The 21,459-nt window shown below is 62.4% G+C and carries 21 protein-coding genes and 1 tRNA gene; 16 read left to right on the forward strand and 6 right to left on the reverse strand.

Features of this window, described 5'->3' with window-relative positions:
• Window positions 1–482 precede the first annotated feature (482 nt).
• Window positions 483–1,553 (forward strand): selenide, water dikinase SelD, encoded by a 1,071-nt coding sequence (selD, locus tag EIC84_RS14600; RefSeq protein WP_034362679.1) that lies wholly within the window; start codon window positions 483–485, stop codon window positions 1,551–1,553.
• Between the two features lie 116 nt (window positions 1,554–1,669).
• Here selD and EIC84_RS14605 read toward each other — a convergent pair whose 3' ends face one another.
• The 5 genes from EIC84_RS14605 to EIC84_RS14625 form a co-directional block, all read right to left on the reverse strand.
• Window positions 1,670–2,137 (reverse strand): Lrp/AsnC family transcriptional regulator, encoded by a 468-nt coding sequence (locus tag EIC84_RS14605; protein ID WP_003067511.1) that lies wholly within the window; start codon window positions 2,135–2,137, stop codon window positions 1,670–1,672.
• Window positions 2,138–2,903: 766 nt separating this feature from the next.
• A tRNA-Gln gene (locus tag EIC84_RS14610) sits at window positions 2,904–2,980 on the reverse strand.
• 124 nt (window positions 2,981–3,104) lie between these two features.
• Entirely contained in the window at window positions 3,105–3,425 is a 321-nt protein-coding gene (locus EIC84_RS14615; RefSeq protein ID WP_003067510.1) for a heavy metal-binding domain-containing protein, read from the reverse strand.
• Window positions 3,426–3,733: 308 nt separating this feature from the next.
• Window positions 3,734–4,636, reverse strand: coding sequence for a LysR family transcriptional regulator (locus EIC84_RS14620; RefSeq protein ID WP_003067507.1), 903 nt, complete (start codon window positions 4,634–4,636; stop codon window positions 3,734–3,736).
• Between the two features lie 29 nt (window positions 4,637–4,665).
• Complete coding sequence (locus EIC84_RS14625; protein ID WP_003067505.1) at window positions 4,666–5,214, reverse strand: MarR family winged helix-turn-helix transcriptional regulator; 549 nt, start codon at window positions 5,212–5,214, stop codon at window positions 4,666–4,668.
• 272 nt (window positions 5,215–5,486) lie between these two features.
• Between EIC84_RS14625 and EIC84_RS14630 the strand changes: the two genes are divergently transcribed.
• From EIC84_RS14630 to EIC84_RS14700, 15 genes are all read left to right on the forward strand, one after another.
• The gene (locus tag EIC84_RS14630; RefSeq protein ID WP_003067504.1) at window positions 5,487–6,614 is read left to right on the forward strand and encodes a cupin domain-containing protein; all 1,128 of its coding nucleotides are present in this window, start codon (window positions 5,487–5,489) and stop codon (window positions 6,612–6,614) included.
• A gap of 142 nt (window positions 6,615–6,756) precedes the next feature.
• Entirely contained in the window at window positions 6,757–7,476 is a 720-nt protein-coding gene (locus tag EIC84_RS14635; RefSeq protein WP_003067502.1) for a fumarylacetoacetate hydrolase family protein, read from the forward strand.
• Window positions 7,477–7,488: 12 nt separating this feature from the next.
• Complete coding sequence (maiA, locus tag EIC84_RS14640; protein WP_003067500.1) at window positions 7,489–8,133, forward strand: maleylacetoacetate isomerase; 645 nt, start codon at window positions 7,489–7,491, stop codon at window positions 8,131–8,133.
• Window positions 8,134–8,293: 160 nt separating this feature from the next.
• Window positions 8,294–9,241 carry a tripartite tricarboxylate transporter substrate binding protein gene (locus tag EIC84_RS14645; protein WP_003067498.1) on the forward strand — a complete coding sequence of 316 codons (948 nt, stop codon included), beginning with the start codon at window positions 8,294–8,296 and terminating at the stop codon, window positions 9,239–9,241.
• 381 nt (window positions 9,242–9,622) lie between these two features.
• On the forward strand, window positions 9,623–10,291 hold the full coding sequence (locus EIC84_RS14650) for a hypothetical protein (RefSeq protein WP_003067496.1): 669 nt from the start codon (window positions 9,623–9,625) through the stop codon (window positions 10,289–10,291).
• A gap of 212 nt (window positions 10,292–10,503) precedes the next feature.
• On the forward strand, window positions 10,504–12,027 hold the full coding sequence (locus EIC84_RS14655; protein ID WP_003067492.1) for a CoA-acylating methylmalonate-semialdehyde dehydrogenase: 1,524 nt from the start codon (window positions 10,504–10,506) through the stop codon (window positions 12,025–12,027).
• Window positions 12,028–12,109: 82 nt separating this feature from the next.
• Entirely contained in the window at window positions 12,110–12,577 is a 468-nt protein-coding gene (locus EIC84_RS14660) for a lysozyme inhibitor LprI family protein (protein ID WP_237704481.1), read from the forward strand.
• A 20-nt stretch (window positions 12,578–12,597) separates the two neighbouring features.
• A complete protein-coding gene (locus EIC84_RS14665) occupies window positions 12,598–13,065 on the forward strand; it encodes a lysozyme inhibitor LprI family protein (RefSeq protein ID WP_370456511.1) in 468 nt (155 codons plus the stop codon).
• 54 nt (window positions 13,066–13,119) lie between these two features.
• Window positions 13,120–14,286, forward strand: coding sequence for an acyl-CoA dehydrogenase family protein (locus EIC84_RS14670; RefSeq protein WP_003067486.1), 1,167 nt, complete (start codon window positions 13,120–13,122; stop codon window positions 14,284–14,286).
• A 31-nt stretch (window positions 14,287–14,317) separates the two neighbouring features.
• Window positions 14,318–14,833, forward strand: coding sequence for a TfoX/Sxy family protein (locus EIC84_RS14675; protein ID WP_003067484.1), 516 nt, complete (start codon window positions 14,318–14,320; stop codon window positions 14,831–14,833).
• An 18-nt stretch (window positions 14,834–14,851) separates the two neighbouring features.
• Window positions 14,852–15,271: a DUF488 domain-containing protein gene (locus EIC84_RS14680; RefSeq protein ID WP_003067482.1), complete on the forward strand. Its 420-nt coding sequence runs from the start codon at window positions 14,852–14,854 to the stop codon at window positions 15,269–15,271.
• 72 nt (window positions 15,272–15,343) lie between these two features.
• Window positions 15,344–16,240, forward strand: a complete 897-nt coding sequence (mmsB, locus tag EIC84_RS14685; RefSeq protein ID WP_003067480.1) for a 3-hydroxyisobutyrate dehydrogenase — start codon at window positions 15,344–15,346, stop codon at window positions 16,238–16,240.
• Window positions 16,241–16,244: 4 nt separating this feature from the next.
• The gene (locus tag EIC84_RS14690; RefSeq protein WP_003067478.1) at window positions 16,245–16,577 is read left to right on the forward strand and encodes a cupin domain-containing protein; all 333 of its coding nucleotides are present in this window, start codon (window positions 16,245–16,247) and stop codon (window positions 16,575–16,577) included.
• Window positions 16,578–16,849: 272 nt separating this feature from the next.
• Window positions 16,850–17,938, forward strand: a complete 1,089-nt coding sequence (locus tag EIC84_RS14695) for a saccharopine dehydrogenase family protein (protein WP_003067476.1) — start codon at window positions 16,850–16,852, stop codon at window positions 17,936–17,938.
• Between the two features lie 34 nt (window positions 17,939–17,972).
• A complete protein-coding gene (locus tag EIC84_RS14700; protein ID WP_003067474.1) occupies window positions 17,973–19,493 on the forward strand; it encodes an aldehyde dehydrogenase family protein in 1,521 nt (506 codons plus the stop codon).
• 96 nt (window positions 19,494–19,589) lie between these two features.
• Here the strand turns inward: EIC84_RS14700 and EIC84_RS14705 are convergent, their stop codons facing one another.
• Window positions 19,590–20,507: a LysR family transcriptional regulator gene (locus tag EIC84_RS14705; RefSeq protein WP_034362649.1), complete on the reverse strand. Its 918-nt coding sequence runs from the start codon at window positions 20,505–20,507 to the stop codon at window positions 19,590–19,592.
• Between the last annotated feature and the right edge of the window lie 952 nt (window positions 20,508–21,459).

A 21,459-nucleotide genomic window follows, 5' to 3' on the forward strand; every position in this document is an offset into this window, starting at 1 on the left:
GCAAAACCTTATTACAACCGGTCATCACACTCGTTTCACACTCAATTACATTACAAATAATCTATTGATTAGATCAAGTCAATTTATTTTAACTATTTAATTATTTCAATGTTAAAGGTAGTTAACTGAAGTTTTTTCAATCTACGGAGTACGTTAACGCATGAATATGCCATTCATCTCTCACACCGATTTCGAGAAATATCAGTCAAGAATTACAAAGCCTAAATCCCTGGAGTCTGACCATTAAAAACTTTAGTTATTGAATATTCAAAAACAATATTCCACAGCGCCTGGTACACAGCGGAGCCATCTTGATGCCTCTCCAAGCACTCCCCCAAGAGAATCGACAATAGACTGCAGACCAAGACCCCAGACAGTCAATAATGAGAGCCTACTGTGCATTCGGGATGAACTTCCGGCAGAGCACAAGCATCTCTCTCACTACCGCAGCAACATAAGTGCTGCTTGCCGTCTGGATTGACATGAACACCACTCAAGAAACCGCCTCCCCCGCGACCCCGCGCCTGACTTCTCTCTCCCATGGCGGCGGCTGCGGCTGCAAGATTGCGCCTGGCGTGCTGTCGGAGTTGCTGGCCAAAAGCAATCTGCCCAAGCAGTTTTTTCCTGACCTGCTGGTAGGCACAGAGACCGCAGACGACGCGGCCGTCTACAAGATCAATGACGAGCAGGCCATCGTGGCGACGACGGACTTTTTCATGCCCATCGTCGACGACCCCTATGACTTTGGCCGCATTGCCGCCACCAACGCGCTGTCCGATATCTATGCCATGGGTGGCACGCCGCTGATGGCGCTGGCCATTGTGGGCATGCCCATCAATGTGCTGCCGCACGATGTGATTGCCAAGATTCTGGAAGGCGGCGAATCGGTCTGCCGCGATGCAGGCATTCCTCTGGCGGGCGGGCACTCGATTGATTCGGTAGAGCCCATCTACGGCCTGGTCGGCATCGGAATCGTCAACCCCAAACAGATGAAGCGCAATGCCGATGCCAAGGACGGCGATGTGCTGATTCTGGGCAAGCCCCTGGGCGTGGGCATTCTCTCGGCGGCACTCAAGAAGAATCTGCTGGATGATGCAGGCTACCGTGCCATGGTGGATGCAACCACCAAGCTCAACCGCCCCGGCGCCGAGCTTGCGAAGCTTGACGGCGTGCACGCGCTGACCGACGTGACCGGTTTTGGCCTGCTGGGCCACGGCCTGGAACTGGCCCGTGGCGCCCAGCTCAGTGCACGCATTGAAAGCGCCAAGCTACCCGTGCTGCCCGGTGTTCAGGCGCTTGCAGAGCAAGGCATTTTCACGGGCGCATCGGGGCGCAACTGGGCATCCTATGGTGAGCACATGCAGTTGGCATCGACCGTGACAGACGCTCAGAAAGCACTGCTGACCGACCCTCAGACCTCTGGCGGCCTGCTGGTTTCCTGCGCGGCAGATGCTGTCCAGCAAGTGCTCAAGGTCTTTGCCGACAGCGGCTTTGGCGATGCGGCAGTGATTGGCCGCATGGAGGCAGGCGCGCCCAAGGTCTTTGTGGACTGAGCGCACCAGGCAGTCGAGAAGGAGCGCGACTCTGCTCTCCTTCCACCACAGAATGCAAAACGCCCGGTTTGAACCGGGCGTTTTGCATATGAGCGTCAGATTGTGACTCTGGGCCTCTAAGCCTCTCCCACAACCTCGGCCGTGGTACGGCGGTCGATCTTGCGGCTCAGTACCACCGAGGTATAGGTCTGCTGGATGCCGTCGATCAGGCCGATACGGTCAAGCAGCGCGTCCAGTTTCTCATTGCTCTCGCAGCGCACAAACACCATGTAGTCGTACTGTCCGCTGACGGCCGACACCTCTTCCACCTCGGTGAAGCGGTTGAGCGCCTGCATCACCGAAGTTGCCGTCTTGGGCTGAACACGGATACCGCAATAGGCGCGCACGGCAGACTGCTCCATGCGCGAGCCAAGGCGAACGCCATAGCCGGCGATCACGCCCTCTTGCTCCAGCTTGGCGATGCGAGCGACCACCGTGGTCCGAGCCAGATTCATCTGCCGAGCCAAATGCGCGGTCGAGGCACGCGCGTTGGTCTGCAGCAGGCGCAGCAGCTGGCGGTCCGTTTCATCCAGTCGATATTCCATACCTTGTCTATCCAAATCTTGCCGTGCACTTACGCAAACGCTGCGTTAAACACAAACCCCAAGAACTCTCTGCCACCACCTGCAGCCATGCCTTGCGCCGAGCGACTTCTGATGCTGTTCGCCCTCAGCCAAACGCGTGGAGCGAACCTCAGCGACACCTAACAGCCAATCATTGTGTCAGCTAACCCAGCCTGGTAGTGAGCTTGTCTTTTCAGATGGCAAATATGTATACATTTGTTTCAATCAGGCAAGATATATCAACATATCTGCACTTGCCTGCGCTTGTGACCATGGCAAGGGTGCACTGCGGTACATCAGAGTGGACCCGGCCGAAACCAGGCCTCTGTTGCGAGTGAGCAGTCAAACTCGTTCACAAGGACCCAAGCGCGCTCGTCGAGTAACAGCGACACAAAAGAGCGAAGAGTCTAATGGTTGTTTTCCCGCACCCATCGATGCCACCGACGATACGGCGAAAACACTCGGTAAGTTTGGCTGGTTTGCTGCAAATATCTGCAAAAGGTAAGTGCTTACCCTAGGTCATCCCTTGACCTGGTGCGTCGCTTTCGGCAAAGCCTGAGCCACCAGACTGCAAGCAGCCTCCAATCACCGACAACTGCGCCTTGTGCTGCCCAGCAAGACTGAATGCACGATAACGCACCCTGAGTGCCCCAATCGCGCATGACTGAAAGCTTTGGGCTCGCTTGCATGCACCCCAAGCTCACAAACAAAAAACCCTGCTCATTGCAATGAGCAGGGTTTTGGATTTTGGCAGGGGAGGAAGGATTCGAACCTTCGCATGCTGGAATCAAAATCCAGTGCCTTAACCAGCTTGGCGACTCCCCTACGATGGAACGAATTCTACAACGACTTTTCGCTATAAATTTCGAAGTAGTCCAAAAATGTGCAATTGCACATGGAATAGGTTTGCAGCCTTCCTGGCGTCAAGCCAGCTCAGTCGCTGAGCTGCCTATTCCACGACGACAGCCGTGCCGCTGGCCGAGACCATGAGCATGCCATTGCCCTGGCCCAGCACCTCAAAGTCAAGGTCCACGCCGACCACCGCATTGGCTCCCGCTTCGGCAGCGCGTTGCTCCAGTTCCTTGAGGGCAATTTCACGCGCTTTTTGCAGCTCGCGCTCATAGGTTCCAGAACGCCCGCCCACGATGTCGCGAATTCCGGCAAAGAAGTCCTTGAACACATTGGCGCCCAGAATGGCCTCGCCTGCCACCACGCCGCAATAACGGGTGATGCGCTTGCCTTCGATGGAGGGAGTGGTTGTGACGATCATGCTTTGCTTTCTTAAAAATCAGCGCAAGGAGACTGGCCGCCATACGCTCTGGTCATAGCGCTGCGCGCGGCAGAGGCAGATACAGGCCTGACCTTGCCGCAGGCGCCGAGTCATTCGGTCGGACCAGTATATGCGTGCAATCCGCGCTGTTATCAAGGCGATGGCGGCGGCATCCATCGGCGCTCAGGGCGTCTCATGACTGACTCCCAACGGGTCTGGCAGCGCAGATCAGCCTCCATGCAGCGCAAGATGCAGGGTCAAATCAGAAGTCAGGCCGCCCCTCATGAAGCGCAAGACGCCATCAAAAATCATGCATCCGGCAATAGCAGCTTCTGCATGCCTTGCACGGCATCGCGCAGAAAGCTCCAGGTCGTGGCTATGCGCGGAATCTGGCGCGACTCCACGGGCATGCTCATCCAGAAGGTGCGAGTGAAACAAGCCTGCTCGGGCAGCACGCGGCTCAGTATCGGGTCCTTGTCGGCCACAAATGCCGGCAGCACGGCCAGACCCGCACCGGCACGCACGGCCTCGTATTGAGCGGTGATGCTGGTGCTGCGCAGCGCAAAGCGCTCGGGCCGGTGCAAGGTATCCAGCAATTGCAGCTCGCGCGTGAACAGCAGATCGTCCACATAGTGCACAAAGCTGTGATGGCGCAGATCCTCGGTTCTGGCCACCAAGGGCTTGCGCGCCAGATATTCACGCTGGCCGTACAGATAGAGCCGATAGTCGGTCAGCTTGGTGACCACGACCGAGCCCCGCTTGGGCCGCTCCAGCGAGATGACGATATCGGCCTCGCGGCTGGACAGATGCAGCATGCGCGGCAGCGCCAGCAGGTCAACACTGAGCAGCGGATAGCGCAGCGTGAGCCTGGCGAGCTCGGAGGCCAGCATCTGCGTGCCAAAGCCTTCGGTGGCACCCACCCGCACCAGCCCGGCCAGCCCCTCGGCGGTCGCTGCATGCGCCAGGGGGCCCCGCTCCAGCCCGTCGACCGCGCTTTGCATGGTGTTGGTCACTTCCTGCAGCTGCCGCCCGGCCTCGGTCAGCCGCCACTGGCCGCCTTCGCGCGCAAACAGCACGGCACCGAGCTGCTTTTCCAGCGCCTGAATGCGCCGCGACACCGTGGTGTGCTCGACCCCCATGCGCCGCGCAGCCGCCGCCATGCTTCCGCTGCGAGCCAGTTCGCCAAAAAAACGCAGATGGTCCCAGTCCAATGTCTTTCCTTGCGGTCTCGGTTTGTGGTTCAGTCGTTCACGCTGTCCTGCGCCTTGCCCGTGAGGCCCTTGACCGCCTTGACGGCAGCACTGCGCTTGCGCTCGGCACTGCGCTGGGCCACCGCACTCGGGGCGCGCGCGAACTCGTCGTTCTCGTGAATCAGCAGCGACAGCATTTCCATGAACTGTGCCCGTTTGTCGTCAGGAAGAGGCTCCAGCATGCGGCGCTGGGCTCGCAGCACCGAAGGCTCGGCCGCCACCAGCAAGCTGCGCCCCTCGTCGGTCAGGCTCAGCAAACGCACGCGTCGATCGGCAGGGCTGGCGTTACGCGCCATCAGGCCGCGTGCTTCCAGGCGGTCGATCACGCTGCCTATGGTGGAGGTGTCGAAGCCGATATTGCGTGCCAGCGTGCGCTGGTCGATGCCCGGCTGACGCAGCACGGCCGACAGGGCCGCGTACTGCACGGGCGTCACGCCGAATTCCTCGGTCTCTTCCATGAACACGGCTACGGCGATCTGCTGCAGCCTGCGGATGTGATAGCCGGGATAGTTTTCTAGTTCTGCGGGTTGGTATTGCATGTCTTGAGGGCCGGTGCCTGGCCCGCCCTGCCGCGCAGCAGTTGAAGGGCCATGACTGAAAGACCCCGATATTCGCACGACTGCCACCCCTATTCGAATCAGGCCTGCTACCGGGTTTAACCCAATCATCGCTGATGCAGATCAACATTATGCTAATCATCAGTGTGCTGTTGATTTAGTTCACAGCCTCTCTTTGCCCCCATCTCAGGCCGCAAGCCGACAGACAAGGCAGCAACGCACTGCCAAGCAGATACCAAAGAAAGAGACAAACCATGAGCCTTGTGCAAGCCCAGCCCTCACCGGTAAAGCTCACGGCCCTTGAAGCCCCCGGCCAACCCGAGCCCACAGCTGCTCTTGAGCAGCTGTACCGAGGTTTCGAGCAGGAAATGCTGGTGCCGCTGTGGACGGAGATCGGCGGCCTGATGCCTGCCCACCCCAAAAGCCAGGCCGCCGCTCATCTGTGGCGTTGGGAGAATCTGCTCAAGCTGGCGGATGAAGCCGGCCGCATCGTCCCCGTGGGCCGGGGCGGCGAGCGCCGCGCGATTGCCCTGGCCAATCCGGCGCTGGGCGGCCGCCCGTTTGCCACGCCCACGCTGTGGGCTGCCATCCAGTACCTGATGCCCGGCGAAGATGCGCCCGAGCACCGTCACACCCAGCATGCCTTCCGCTTTGTGGTCGAAGGCGAAGGCGTGTGGACCGTGGTCAACGGCGACTCGATCCGCATGTCGCGCGGCGACTTTCTACCCCAGGGCGGCTGGAACTGGCACGCCCACCACAATGCGGCCAGCCAGCCCATGGCCTGGATAGACGGGCTGGATATTCCGTTTGCCTACTACACCGAGTCCCAGTTCTTCGAGCATGGCCGCCTGCATCTGGACCCGCAGGAGCGGGCCACGCCCGAGTTCTCGCGCTCCGAGCGCCTCTGGGGCCATCCCGGGCTGAGCCCTGTGGCGCATCTGCAGAACAGCCCGAGCACGCCTTTGCTGGCCTACCGCTGGGTGGATACCGACCGCGCGCTGAGCGAGCAACTGGCGCTCGAAGCCGAAGGCCATGCCGCCACCGTCAGCCCCGGCCATGCCGCCGTGCGCTACACCAACCCCAGCAATGGCCGCGACGTGCTGCCCACCATTCGCTGCGAAATGCACCGCGTGGCTTGTGGCGCCAGCACCCGGCCAAAGCGCGAAGTGGGCTCTGCCGTCTTCCAGGTCTTTGACGGCCAGGGAACGGTGACTGTGGGCGAGCGCCAATGGCAGGTGCGGCGCGGCGATATGTTTGTCGCGCCCTCCTGGCAGCTGTTCAGCGCGCAATGCGATGCCGACCAACCGCAGCTAGATCTGTTCCGTTTTGCCGATACGCCGATTTTCGAGGCCGTCCACGCGTACAGGGCGGATACCCCCTGAGCCGCTTCGTGTCTTCCCCCTCAAAGGGGACGACAGCCTTTGCTGCAGGGCGGCGGGGCCGCCTAGGCCCTTGCTGGCTGCCTCACACATGGAACGCCTCTTTTTCAAGCACCTAGTCACCGATACCCATCAGGAATCACATATGACCCAAGCCAACTACAACGACAACTATCTCTGGGCTCCGTCCCCCGTGCAGTCCCTGCCCGTGCGCGGCAGCGAGCAGCGCCTGCCCGTCAACCGCCTGTTCTTTGTGGGCCGCAACTACCACGCCCATGCGCTGGAGATGGGCCGCCCCGTGGACAAAAGCACAGAGCGTCCCTTCTACTTCACCAAGGCTCCGCAGACGCTGACCGAATCGGGCGCCACCGTGGCCTATCCCCCTGAAACCGCCAACTACCACTTCGAGATGGAGCTGGTCGTGGCCATCGGCAAACCGGGCTTTCGCATTCCTGCCAGCCAGGCCCATGAACATATCTACGGCTATGCCTGCGGCCTTGATATGACACGCCGCGATCTGCAGTTGGTGGCACGCGACAAGGGTCGCCCCTGGGATCTGGGCAAGGATGTGGAGCAGTCCTCCATCGCCAGCGAAATTGTGCCCATGCCCGGCAAGGTGATCGAGTCCGGGCTGATCGAGCTGAGCGTCAACGGTCAGGTCAAGCAGCAGTCCGATGTGAACAAGCTGATCTGGAACATCCGCGAAATCATTGCCGACCTGTCGCTGTTCTATCACCTGCAAGCCGGTGATCTGATCTACACGGGCACGCCCGAAGGCGTGGGCGCCGTGCTGCCCGGCGACCGGATCACAGGTCGTGTGGAAGGCGTGGGCGAGATTGCCCTGAACGTGGGCCAGCCCGAGTAAGGCGCACAGACCATGAAGCTCTACAGCTTTTTTCGCAGCGGCACCTCGCACCGCCTGCGCATTGCTCTCAATCTCAAGGGCCTCACGCCCGACTACCTCCCTGTCGATCTGCGCGTGGACGAGCAGGCCGAAGCGCCGTTCAAGCGTATCAACCCTCAAGGCCTGGTGCCCGCGCTGGTGTTGGACAGCGGAGAGACGCTGATCCAGTCGCCGGCCATCATCGAATGGCTGGAAGAGCGCTACCCCACGCCTGCACTGCTGCCTGCCGACCCCGAGGCACGCGCCCATGTGCGCGCCCTGGCGGCCATCGTGGGCTGTGATGTGCACCCCATCAACAACCGCCGCATCCTGCAGACCCTGCGCCAGCAGTTCGGTGCCGACGAGGCCTCCATCAACGCCTGGTGCGCCACCTGGATCACGGCCGGCTTTGACGCCATCGAAGCCTTGCTGGCCCGGGACGACACACGCGGGCACTTCTGCTTTGGCCATGCACCGAGCCTTGCCGATATCTATCTGATTCCGCAGGTCGAGAGCGCACGCCGCTTTGGCGTGGATCTGGCCCGCTGGCCGCTGATCAGCGCCGTCGATGCGGCATGCAGCGCCCTGCCCGCCTTTGCCCAGGCTGCGCCTCTGGCCCAGCCCGACGCTCCGCAATAGACCCGCCACTGCAGCCGCCCCGGACGCGGCTGCCCAGCAACGCTTTGCAGTCCCTAAAAACACCCACCGGAGACAAACTGTGAAATACGAGCAAAATCAGGACCAAAACCAATCCACACATACGCTAGCAGCTATTAAAACAATAGTTTCCGCAGCCGCTATGCTGGCCGCAGCCGGCCAGGCTCTGGCCCAGGGTGATGCCTCCAGCTATCCCAACCGTCCCGTGACCGTGGTCACGGCCTTTGCGGTGGGCAGCGGCCCCGATGCCGTGCTGCGCATCGTGGGCGAAAAGCTGGCCCAGCGCTGGAAGCAGGGCGTGACCGTGGACAACCGCCCCGGTGGCGGCGGCTTTGTCGCCATTGAGTACGCGCGCCGCGCCAAGCCCGACGGCTATACCCTGCTGCAACTGGACAGCGAGCATATCTCGGCCCTGCCCTATCTCTACAAGAACAAGAACTTCAACACGCTGAGCCACTTCGACCCTGTGGCCCCACTGTTCCTGACACCCTTCTTTGTGGCCGTACCCACGAATTCGCCGTGGAAGAACATGGGCGACCTGATCAAGTCCGCCAAGGCCGAGCCCGGCAAGATCAGCTACGGCTCCTGGGGCGTGGGCAGTCCCGGCCACCTGGGCGGCGAATGGCTGGACTATCTGACGGGCAGCAAGATGACCCATGTGCCTTACCGCGAGGTCAGCCAGCTGTTCACCTCGGTGGCCAACGGCGACCCGAGCTGGAGCTTTGCCAGCCTGCCCTCCAGCCAGGGCATCTACAAAAGCGGCAAGATTCGCTATCTGGCCGTGGCCGCACCCAAGCGCATTGCGCAAATGCCGGACGTGCCCACGGTCGCCGAAGCCGGCGGCCCAGCCGAGCTGGATGTGAACTCCTTTGTCTCCCTGCTCAGCCCCAAGGGCGTGGACGCCGCCGTGCGCGACAAGATCCGCAGCGATGTGGTGGCCGTGCTGCAGGACCCGCAGGTCAAAGAGAAGTTCTCCACCTTCGCCTTCCAGCCCATGAGCTTCACCGTGCCCGAGATGCAGCAATTTGCCAAGAAGAAGTCCGAGCAATACAAGCTGCTGATTGAAAAAGCCCAGATCAGCCTGGATTGAGAGCCGCTTGCGGCCATCAAATAGATCACGGCACAGGCATACGCCCGCAGCCGGCAAAGCCCCGTCAGCACAGGCTGCACGGGGCTTTTTTCATTGATGCAATGCCTATCTGCGCTCCAGATCAAGAGGAGCTGCACGAAGACAGCAGAGCTCCCAAAGCGCGCAAAAACGACCTCGACCAGGGGTTACACTTGTTGCGAGGCGTTTCTCCGGATCTCCATCCCACCTCTAGAACGCCCGCATGCCATGAGCCCCCGCTGATAAGCGCCAGGGCTGTTCGGCAGCTTCCCGCCCAAGCCGCAGCGCCGTCTGTCTGCCAGGGCCCCATGCTGTGTTCACGTGACTCCACGTGATTCAGCCCCTTCAAATCGTTATAAAAATATGAACAATTCCATCAAGACTGCCGTCGCTTTTTTGCTGCTTCCCCTGGCCGCAGCTTCGCAGGCAGCCGAGCCGCCTTCGCCCATTGCTGCTGCCGAGCTGTACATCCGCACCCTGGTCAATCACGACGAGCAGGCCATTAGCCAGCTCAATGACTATCTGCGCCCGGACCGCCTGCGCTCGGGCCGCAGCGCGGACTACGCCAACGCCGCCGAACTCAAGCAAGCCGACAAGGACTTCCCACGTGAAGTCACCGACGTGGCCCTGCCCCTGTTCCCCGAGGCACAGCGCAGCGCCCTGCGTGCGCCCGTGGAAAGCCTGATGAGCACGGTGCAACAGGCGCGTCAGCAATCGCAGTGCAAGACCGTCTCGGCCACCAAGCCCAAGCTCGACAAGCATGGCGTGCTCAATACCGATGTGAAGTTCAGCTGCCAGTTGGTCAAGACCCCTGAGACCTGGGCCGAGGGCATTCAACGCATGGTGCGCAACAAGCTCAGCCTGGATCAGGTGCAGGGCGAACTCAAGAAGCTGCAAGCAGCATACTCAGCCCCCGCCAGCTACACCTACGAGGGCGTACTTTCCCTGGGCATGGTGCCCAAGGACAAGGACAAGGCCTGGCGCAACGACTTCGCGAGCGAAGCCTTTGACGAGATGTTCAGCGAGCTCTAAGAGCACCTGAGAACGGCAAAAGGGCCCGGGTGGGCCCTTTTGCATTTTGCCGCCGCAGGTACTGCAGTCATGCCTGCACGACAAGCTCCAAAGCGCTGGCAGACATAGCACCCACTTGTGCACATTTGCACACCCTATGTGCAGTGTTTGCTATTGCTACAGCAAATCCGCACACATACCATGAGGAACGAATTCACCAACGGAGACACCTCATGAACGCACCGACTTCCGCCAAGGTTCTGGCGCCCACGGTCAAGCTGCTCATCAACGGGCAGATGGTCGAATCCAAAACCACCCAGTGGCGCGATGTGGTCAACCCCGCGACGCAGGAAGTGCTGGCGCGCGTACCGTTCGCCACGCCCGACGAGGTCAACGCCGCCGTGGCCAATGCCAAGCAAGCGTTCAAGACCTGGAAAAAGACGCCCATCGGCGCACGCGCCCGCATCTTTCTGAAGCTGCAGCAGCTGATCCGCGAAAACATGAAGGAGCTGGCCGCCCTGCTGACGGCCGAACAGGGCAAGACCCTGCCCGACGCCGAAGGCGATGTCTTCCGCGGCCTGGAAGTCGTGGAGCACGCGGCCAGCATCGGCAATCTGCAACTGGGCGAGCTGGCCAACAATGTGGCCAACGGTGTCGATACCTATACGCTGAATCAGCCGCTGGGCGTGTGTGCAGGCATCACGCCCTTCAACTTCCCAGCCATGATTCCGCTGTGGATGTTCCCCATGGCGATCGCTACGGGCAATACCTTCATCCTCAAGCCTTCCGAGCAGGACCCCATCGTCACCATGCGCCTGGCCGAGCTGGCACTGGAAGCCGGCGTGCCTCCTGGCGTGCTCAACGTCATCCACGGCGGCGAAGACGTGGTCAACGCCATCTGCGACCACCCCGATATCAAGGCCATCAGCTTTGTGGGCTCGACCAAGGTCGGCACCCATGTCTACAACCGCGCCAGCCTCAACGGCAAGCGCGTTCAATGCATGATGGGCGCCAAGAATCACGCCATCGTCATGCCCGACGCCAACAAGGAGCAGTCGCTCAACGCCCTGCTGGGCGCTGCCTTCGGTGCGGCCGGCCAGCGCTGCATGGCGGTCTCCGTGGCCGTTCTGGTGGGAGAGGCCCGCAACTGGATTCCCGACCTGGTGGCCAAGTCCAAGACCCTCAAGGTCAATGGAGGTACCGAGCCCGGCACCGATGTCGGCCCCCTGGTGAGCTGCGCAGCCCTGTCGCGTGTCGAAGGCCTGATCGAACGCGGTCTGGCCGACGGCGCCACGCTGGAGCTGGACGGTCGCAAACCCGAGGTGGCAGCCTATGCCAAGGGCAATTTTGTCGGCCCAACCATCTTCAGCGGCGTCAAGCCCGGCATGAGCATCTACGAGCAGGAAATCTTCGGCCCCGTGCTGTGCCTGGTCGCGGCCGAGGACATCGATCAGGCCATCGAGTTCATCAACGCCAACCCCAATGGCAACGGCACGGCCATCTTCACCCAATCGGGTGCGGCCGCGCGCAAGTTCCAGGAAGATATCGATGTGGGCCAGGTCGGCATCAATGTGCCCATCCCCGTTCCCGTGCCGCTGTTCTCGTTCACGGGCAGCCGGGCCTCCAAGCTGGGCGACCTGGGCCCCTACGGCAAGCAGGTGGTCATGTTCTACACCCAGACCAAGACCATCACGGCACGCTGGTTCGACGACAGCACCACCAGCCACGGCGTGAACACCACCATCAGCCTCAAGTAAGCCGGCCATGAAACCCGACAGTGCAGCCCTGCCTCTTGCCAGGCCCGGGCCGCACTGTGCGGCTTTGCCGATGATGGCAGGCATGTACGAATTGTCACGCTCCTCGCCCCTGCGCCCAGCCGCAAACACATCTCACAGCCCCGCACGGCGGCTGGCTCGTCTGTGCGCTCTGGCAGCCGGCAGTCTGCTGATTGCCCATCTGCCTGTGGCCTCGGCCCAGGACAACGAACCGACCCCGTTGCACTGCCCCTCAGATCAGCCACTGTCTCTTGCCTGCCTTGAGCAACAGGCCCAGGTCCTGGAACGGGGCATGCAGGTGCTCTACCTGTACCTGCAGCGCCAACTGCCGCAGGCCAGCGCCCAGGCCCTGCAAACCGAGCAAGACGACTGGACACAGCGGCGCGACCGGCGCTGCCAGCCCAATGGCTATGTCCATGAAGCCGAAGACATGGCGGCTTGCCGCATCGGCATGGCGCTGAGCCGGGTCAAGGACTTCAAGAACAACTGGTCTCCGCTGGCGAAACAGGCTCAAGGTGAAAAACAGCCATGAACAGGCTCACCCCACACCGATTGCGCCTGCAGGCCACCACAGACTGCGATGATGCGGGCATGACGATCCGCATCCAGAAATTCAGGCAAGCTAGGCCTGCGACCATTGACACCAAATCGCTTGCCGCTCTTCTTATTGCAGCAAGCTTGAGCCAACAGGCACTGGCCCAGGCCGGAGCCGACTGCGTGCCCGGCGGCACCACGGCCCAGACCAATGCCTGCGCCATCAAGGATTTCCAACAAGCCGACACCGACCACCAGATCCTCTACGGCGATGTGATGCGCGCGCTATCGGCTCATGAGCGCCCCGCTCTGCGCAAGGAGCAAGGCGAATGGAGCCGCCATCGCATCACCCAGTGCAAGCAGGCCACGAAGGCCTTTGAAGCGCAGCCCGACTGGCCCAGCCGCTACCACGGCTGTCTGGTGCAGCAGATCACGACCCGCAATGCGGTGCTCAAGCGCTGGCTGCACCAGGGGCCGCCGGACTGAGCTGCAAAGCCGTCAGGGGCCAGAAGACGAATAGAACAAAAAAGGAGACATGAAATGGACTTTGAACTCAGCGAAGATCAACGCGCTTTTGCCGATACCGCCCGTGCTTTTGCGCAGGCCGAGCTGGCGCCGCATGCGGCCGAATGGGACCGCGAGCACATCTTCCCGCGCGATGCGATTGCCAAGGCCGGCGAGCTGGGCTTCTGCGGCCTCTATGCTCCGGAAAGCATTGGCGGCCTGGCCCTGCCACGACTTGATGCCACGCTGGTCTTCGAAGAAATGGCGGCCGTCGATCCATCGACCACGGCCTTCATCACCATCCACAATATGGCGACCTGGATGCTGGGAACCTGGGCCACCGACGCCGTGCGCGCCGAATGGGGCGAGCAGCTCACCAGCGGCAGCAAGCTGGCCAGCTACTGCCTGACCGAGCCCGGCGCGGGTTCGGACGCGGCCTCGCTCAAGACCCGGGCCGAGCTGGTCGGCAACGAGTACATCGTCAACGGCAGCAAGGCCTTCATCAGCGGCGCGGGCAGCACCGATGTGCTGGTGCTGATGGCAAGAACCGGCGATGCCGGCTCCGGGGCTTCGGGCATCTCGGCCTTTGCCGTGCCTGCCGATGCGGCCGGCGTGAGCTATGGCAAAAAGGAAGAGAAGATGGGCTGGAACAGCCAGCCCACGCGCGTCATCAGCTTCGACAATGTGCGCATTCCCGCGCACAACCTGCTGGGCCGCGAAGGCGAAGGCTTCAAGATCGCCATGAAGGGCCTGGACGGCGGGCGCATCAATATCGCCACCTGCTCGGTGGGCGCGGCCCAGGGGGCACTGACCCAGGCACAAAGCTATATGCAAGAGCGCAAGCAGTTCGGCAAGTCCATTGCGAGCTTCCAGGCCCTGCAGTTCAAGCTCGCCGACATGGCGACCGAGCTGGTCGCGGCACGCCAGATGGTGCGCCTGGCAGCCTCCAAACTGGACGCCGGTGCGCGTGATGCATCGACCTACTGCGCCATGGCCAAACGCTTTGCCACCGATGCCGGCTTCATGGTCTGCAACGAAGCCCTGCAGCTGCATGGCGGTTATGGCTATATCCGCGAGTACCCGCTGGAGCGCCTGATGCGCGATGCCCGCGTGCACCAAATTCTGGAAGGCACGAACGAAATCATGCGCGTCATCATTGCCAGGCGCATGCTGGAGGGCGATGCTCCGGAGGTCATTCGCTAAGCTGCTGCCATCACGCAACGCAAGGATCGTCATGCCCGCCAAGCCCATCGCCCCTGAAACCCTGCAGCTCATAGATGCCGTGCGCGATGCGCTGCAGGATTGCACAGCCGTGGAAGAGAAGACCATGTTTGGCTGCCATGTGTTCATGGTCGACGGCAAGATGTGCCTGGGCGTGGAAAACGACGAGTTGCTGGTGCGCCTGCCCCCCGCCAGTCATGCGCAGATTGCGGAGATGCCGGGCGTGCGTCCGCTGTCCTCGCGCGGACTGATGGACGGCTATTTTCTCGTCGGCCCCACGGCCTACGCCAGGCGTGAACAGTGGCAGCACTGGATCAGCGAAGCCCTGGCCTTCAATCCGCTGGCAAAGGCCACACCAAAACGCAAGACCGGCAGCAAGGCCAGCAGCGAGACCGATAGCAAGAAGCCGGGCGAGGGAGAAAGTCCTGCCGGCCAAGGCACCGGCAGCGGGCGCAAGCGCACCAGGGCTGCCCCGAAACCGGCTGATGCAGACGCCCCCAGAAAACATCCTATTTTCGACAGCGAATAAGCACAAAGGACTGACCTCATGGCCATACGCATAGTCCAGCTAGGCAGCGAACGCGCCCCCGACGAGGGTCTGCGCATAGGTACGGTGCGCAGACCGCCGCGCGGCGTGCCCAAGGCCGAGTTCGCAAGCCGCAACTACTACGACTGCTGGTATCCCGAGCTCTCGCCCGAGGTGGAGTTGATGCAGCAGGCCCTGGAGGCCATCAAGCTGCGCACGGCCGGCCAGGAGGCACAGGCCGACAAGCTCTGGAAGCAGTTTGAGAAGCAGTTCCGCAAGCAACTGAGCGAGCCCGCCGCCGATCGCACCCTAGGCCTGCTCGCAGCCTTGTCGCACAGCTCCGCCTTTTCTCTGGGCTGCTACTGCGACGACGAGGCGCATTGCCACCGCAGCATCTTGCGCAGCCTGCTCGCTGACAAGGGTGCCATTCTCAAGAATTAAGCGAAAAACCAATCAATCGCTTATGGATAAATCGCTAGACGCTATCAATTCAACAACAGCAAGGAGACAGACATGCAAATCGCTTTTATCGGTCTGGGCAATATGGGTGCGCCCATGGCCGTCAATCTGGCCAAAGCCGGCCACAGTGTCAAAGCCTTCGACCTGAGCCAGGAGGCCATCGCCAAGGTCGTGGCCGCCGGGGCACAGGCGGCCTCCAGTGCCCAGGAAGCCGTGCAAGGCGCCGAAGCCGTCATCACCATGCTGCCCGCAAGCCAGCATGTAGAGAGCCTGTTCCTGGGCCGCGACGGCGCGGCCGGTCTGCTCGCGCACATCGCCAAGGGCACGCTGGTGATCGACAGCTCCACCATCGCCGCGGCCACCAGCCAGAAGGTGGCCAAGGCGGCCCAGGCAGCGGGCATAGACTTCATCGACGCCCCGGTCTCGGGCGGCACCGGCGGTGCCATTGCCGGCACGCTGACCTTCATGGTGGGCGGCAGCGACGCGCAGCTGGCACGCGCCCAGCCATTGCTCGAAAAAATGGGCGCCAATATCTTCCACGCGGGCGGTGTCGGCGCGGGCCAGACGGCCAAGATCTGCAACAACATGCTGCTGGGCATTCTGATGGTGGGCACCAGCGAAGCAATCGCTCTGGGCGTGGCCAACGGCCTGGACCCCAAGGTGCTGTCCGAAATCATGCGTCGCAGCTCGGGCGGCAACTGGGCCCTTGAAAAATACAACCCCTTTCCCGGCGTGCATGAGAACGCGCCGGCCAGCAAGGGCTATGCAGGCGGCTTCGGCACGGACCTGATGCTCAAGGATCTGGGCCTGGCGCAGGACAACGCCACGGCCAACCGCGCCAGCACGCCGCTGGGCGGCATGGCGCGTTCCATCTATGCGGCGCACAGCCTGTCCGGCCATGGCGGCGAAGACTTTTCCAGCATCATCAAGATGCTGCAGAAAAAGGCCTGAGACCATGGCCCTGCCCCACGCCCAACCCGGGGTTCCCGTCGAAGTGCAGCCCTACGGCACTTCGCTGGGAAACCAGAAGACCGCTGCACTGTTCAAGTCCGACACTCTGGAAGTGATCCGTCTGGTGTTGACGGCAGGCAAGCGCCTGCCTGCGCATCAGGTGCAGGGCGAACTGACGATTCAATGTCTGGAGGGACGGCTCGCCGTCATCCAGGGCGCAAGCCGCCAGACACTGAGCGCGGGGCAGCTGCTGTTTCTTCCCGCCCAAACCATGCATGAGGTCGAGGCCGAGGACGACTCCTCGGCCCTGATCACCATCGTGCTGCACAAGCACTAACCACCAGACCCGGTCACCGGCCAGCTGACCCCGCTCTGCTGCAGCGGGTGTCACAGCTGGCCTCCGGGCTTGAAGCCTGTCAAGCTGTCAGCTCTGACTCCGCAAGCGCTGACAGCTATTCTTTCCGAAGCGGACTGCTCCTGCTGAAGACTCCTTGTCTGCCCACGCAAATCGACTCCTGCTGACGCTTTTCTCAGTGGTGCAAATCGCTGCCCTGTGTTTAAGATGGCCCCAGAGGAAGTGATCGCTGCGTTGCTCTCAAGGAGTTCTCCATGATGAAGCTGACTGGACAGAACATTCTCATCCTCGGCGCCGGCAAGATCGGCTCAACGATCGCCGACATGGCTGCCGAGCTGCATGAAGCCACCGTCACGCTGGCCGATATGCAGCCCCCGCCCGGCAACGACCCGCAGATCCGCCCGCTGCAGCTGGACATCGACGACGATGCGGCGCTGACCCACACGCTGCAGCAGCACTCGCTGGTCATCAATGCACTGCCATTCTTCTGTGCCGAGCGCGTGGCCCGGGCTGCGGCGCGGCAGGGCGTGCATTACTTCGATCTGACCGAGGATGTGGCGGCCATGCGCGCCATACAGGACATGGCGGCTCAGGCGCGCTCGGTGCTGATGCCGCAGTGCGGACTGGCACCGGGCCTGATCGGCATGCTGGGCGGCCATCTGGCCCAGCAGTTCGACGAGCTGTTCGATCTGCAACTACGCGTGGGCGCGCTCACGCGCCATGCGACGAATGCGCTGCGCTACCACTTCACCTGGAGCGTGGACGGCGTCATCAACGAGTACTGCAAGCCCTGCAACACCATCGTCAATGGACAGCCCATGCTGGTGCCGCCGCTGGAGGGGGTCGAGCCGCTGATCCTGGACGGCGAGAACTTCGAGGCCTTCAACACCTCGGGCGGTCTGGGCACGCTGTGCGAGACGCTGCAAGGCCGGGTGCGCAACCTCAATTACAAGACCATACGCCACCCCGGCCACCGCGATGCCATGCATTTGCTGCTGCACGGCCTGCGCCTGATAGAGCGCCGCGACCTGCTGCGCCAGGTGCTGGAAGGCGCGGTGCCTCACAGCCGCGAAGACATGGTGGTGATTGCCGCCATGGCCAGCGGCATGCGTGCCGGCCGGCTGGAGCAGCTGATGCGCGGCACCCGCATCTTTGGCGCCACACTGCGCGGCAGACAGCGCACGGCCATTGAGCTGACAACCTCGGCCGGCATGCTGGCCGCCGTGGAGCTGTTCGCCACAGGCCAGCTGCCGCAGCAGGGCTTTGTGCGCCAGGAGCAATGCACGCTGGCCGCACTCTCGAACACCCGCGTGGCCTCCTACTTCGACAGCCTGCTCGGCTGAGGCCTGTATCTCACACCAATCAGGAGGGAATGCCATGACCGCCATCTCCGCAACCGACTTCCAGACCGTGCTGAGCCGCTGCGGCATAGAGCTGCAGGCCCTTGAGGGCAAGGACATCAGCGTGCACTCGCCCATCGACGGCACGGAACTGGCCAGTCTGGCCGCCCTGCCCGGTGCCCAGGTGCCTCAGGTCATAGACCATGCGGTGCAGGCTTTCAAGCAGTGGCGCCTGGTACCCGCCCCGGTGCGTGGCGAGCTGGTGCGGCTCTGGGGCGAGGAGCTGCGCCGCGCCAAGGCCGATATAGGCCATGTGATTTGCTGCGAGGTCGGCAAGATAGCTCAGGAAGGCCTGGGCGAGGTGCAGGAAGGCGTGGACATATGCGAATTCGCGCTGGGCCTGTCGCGTCAGCTGCATGGCAAGACCATTGTTTCCGAGCGTCCCGGCCACCGCATCATGGAGCAATACCACCCGCTGGGGCCGGTGGCCGTCATTACGGCCTTCAACTTTCCCAGCGCCGTCTTCGCGTGGAACGCGGCGATTGCCCTGGTCTGCGGCAACCCGGTGATCTTCAAGCCATCCGACAAGGCGCCGCTGTCGGGCCTGGCCACCTTCAAGGCGCTGGAGCGCGCCATTGCCCGGTTTGGCGACCGGGCTCCGGCAGGTCTGGCGCAGATCGTGCTGGGCGGCGCGGCTGCCGCCGAGGCCCTGGTGGACAGCCCCCGGATTGCGCTGGTATCGGCCACGGGATCGAGCCGCATGGGCCGCACCGTGGGCCCCAAGGTGGCGGCGCGCTTTGGCAAGCGCATTCTGGAGCTGGGCGGCAACAATGCCATGGTGGTCACGCCAGCAGCCGATCTGGATCTGGCCGTGCGCGCCATCGTCTTCAGCGCCGTGGGTACGGCCGGCCAGCGCTGCACCTCGCTGCGCCGCCTGATCGTGCACCGCGATGTCAAACAGCCGCTGCTGGACAGGCTGCTGCCCGCCTATCGCAGCCTGCGCATCGGCAACCCGCTGCAGCCGGATACGCTGGTCGGCCCGCTGATCAACCAGGCATCGTTCGAGGCGCTGCAGCACTCGCTGAGTCAGGCACTGAAAGACGGAGGTAATTTGCTGACGGGCGGCCAGCGCCAGCTGGAGCATCAGTTTCCGCAGGGCTTTTATGTGGCACCGGCCATTGTGGACATGCCGGCCCAGACCAGCATCGTGCGACACGAGACCTTTGCCCCGCTGCTCTATGTGCTGAGCTACGACGAGCTGGAGCAGGCCATTGCGCTCAACAACGATGTGCCTCAGGGCCTGTCATCCTGCATCTTCTCCAACGATCTGCGCGAGGTGGAAGTCTTTCTGAGCGCGGCCGGCTCGGACTGCGGCATGGCCAATGTCAACATCGGCCCCAGCGGTGCCGAGATCGGCGGCGCCTTTGGCGGAGAAAAGGAGACTGGCGGCGACCGCGAGAGCGGCTCCGACGCCTGGAAGCAATACATGCGCCGCACGACCAACACCATCAACTACTCGCGCGAGCTGCCGCTGGCCCAGGGCATTCAGTTCGGCTGAGCCACAGGCATTGCCATTCTTGATGACCAAGGAGCGCCGACCCTTAAGGAACAGGTTTTCTCGCTCAGCAGCCGAAGAGGCGCCACCGTTGCGGGCTTAGCTGCCTGCGGCTGGAAGTGTTCGCTGCCCGGCTTCCACCAGGTTCTGCACGCTGGCCACAAAGGCTTCGAGCACGGCCGGCATGCCCCGTGGCCGCCAGGCCAGAACTGCCGGCGTGGTCACCCGGCTGCCGCGCAGCGCCGCAAAGCGCACGCCGTTCATGCCCACGGTCTGCATGCAGGCCGGCACCAGGGCCACGCCCTGACCGGCAGAGACCAGGGCCATGACGGTCAGCCACTGGCGCGCGGCATGCCGTGTATGGGGATGGATGCCGGCTTGCTGCAGACAGGCGATAACGTTGTCGTAGTTGGCCGGCGCCACCTCGCGCGCAAACATGACAAAGGTATCCTGGGCCAGTTCGCGCAGGTCGATTTCGCCGCGCTGGGCCAGCGCATGGTCGCTGGGCAGGCAGCAGACAAAAGCCTCCTCGCCTATGGACAGCGTGCGTATATCGTCCTGGGGCGTGCCGATGTTGAGAAAGCCGCAGTCGATCTGCCCCCTGGCAATGGCCTGCAGCTGATCGCGCGTGGACATCTCGTGCAGGCATAGCTCGACCAGCGGGCGCTCGGCGCGAAAGGCCCGGCAGAACCCCGGCACCTGGCGGTAAACCATGGACCCCGTGATGCCGATGTCCAGCCGCCCCTGCAGCCCTTGGGCCACGCCACGCACCACCTCGGCCGCATGCTGGAGCTGAGCCAGCACCTTGCGCGCCTCATGCAAAAAGGCCTCGCCTGCCGGCGTGAGCTTCACGTTCTTGGCATCGCGCTCCATGAGTACCGTGCCCAGATCCTGCTCCAGCGCCTTGAGTGCCATGCTCAGCGGCGGCTGGGTGATGCACAGGCGCTGGGCGGCCCGGCCGAAGTGCAGCTCCTCGGCCAGGACCACAAAGTAACGCAGCAAATGGGTTTTCATCATGTTTCGCTAAGTTTGGCCAAGACCATACCCTAGCCGATCATTTGCTTCGGCCTCCATCTTCCACCGCAGGCCGTAGCAACAAAAACTTCATGTGAAATAAGCCTCTATCCCAATTACAGAAAGTGTAAGCAGCTATCAAAAACCGCATTGCTTTGTCGCCAGCGACAGAGGCCTTGCCGGCCACGCCGGGATTTCGCCCCGGCGGGCGACCTTCTTTTCTTGCTCGTGCAAGCAAAGAAGGCAAAAGAACACGCCCCGACTGTCCGCGTCCCTGCGCTTCGCTACGGGCAAACCTGCGTCACGCCATTCGGGCTGCTCTGCCGCCCAACTCGCTGCGCGGCACGCCGCTTCGCTCAGACAGACGGCGGCAAGTCCGTTCACGATGCAACGCTGTCCTACGGCAGCGTTGCCCGCAGCCCGAACCGCGTGCCGCAGGCGCAGACACACGGGTAGATACGGGCGGCCTGCATGAGTTGCGACGAAGCCGGCCTCTGGCGCTTTAAAGATTGCGATAGCACCTACTAGTTTTCCAAAGAAGCTATCCCGCATCCGGTCTTGCCCCTTGTGCCCACGCCTGCGGCGGCAAGTTCTTGTGGCGCGCAGTTGCACCGCAGAGTGCAGCTGCATCGTCATCAAATTTGCGGCCGTTTGTCTGAGCGAAGCGGCTTGCCGCGAAGTGAGTTGGGCCGCACAGCCGCAAGAGCTTGACGACGCAGGTTGCCCGCAGGCACAGCCGGCGGGACGGGGGCAGCAGGGACTGTGTTCTTTGCTTACTTTCTTGCACAAGCAAGAAAGTGAGGCGGCAGGCGGGCCGAGACCCGCCCTCTGCAAACAAACCAAGCAGGTCATTAGCTTCGCTCACCATCTCCTCTTGCCAGGCAGGCGCAACACAGATTTCAAGGCAAATCAGCCTCTAGCCCAATCACAGAAAGCGCAAGTAGCTATCAGAAAC

Source organism: Comamonas sp. A23 (assembly GCF_004522605.1).
Taxonomy (GTDB): domain Bacteria; phylum Pseudomonadota; class Gammaproteobacteria; order Burkholderiales; family Burkholderiaceae_C; genus Comamonas; species Comamonas thiooxydans.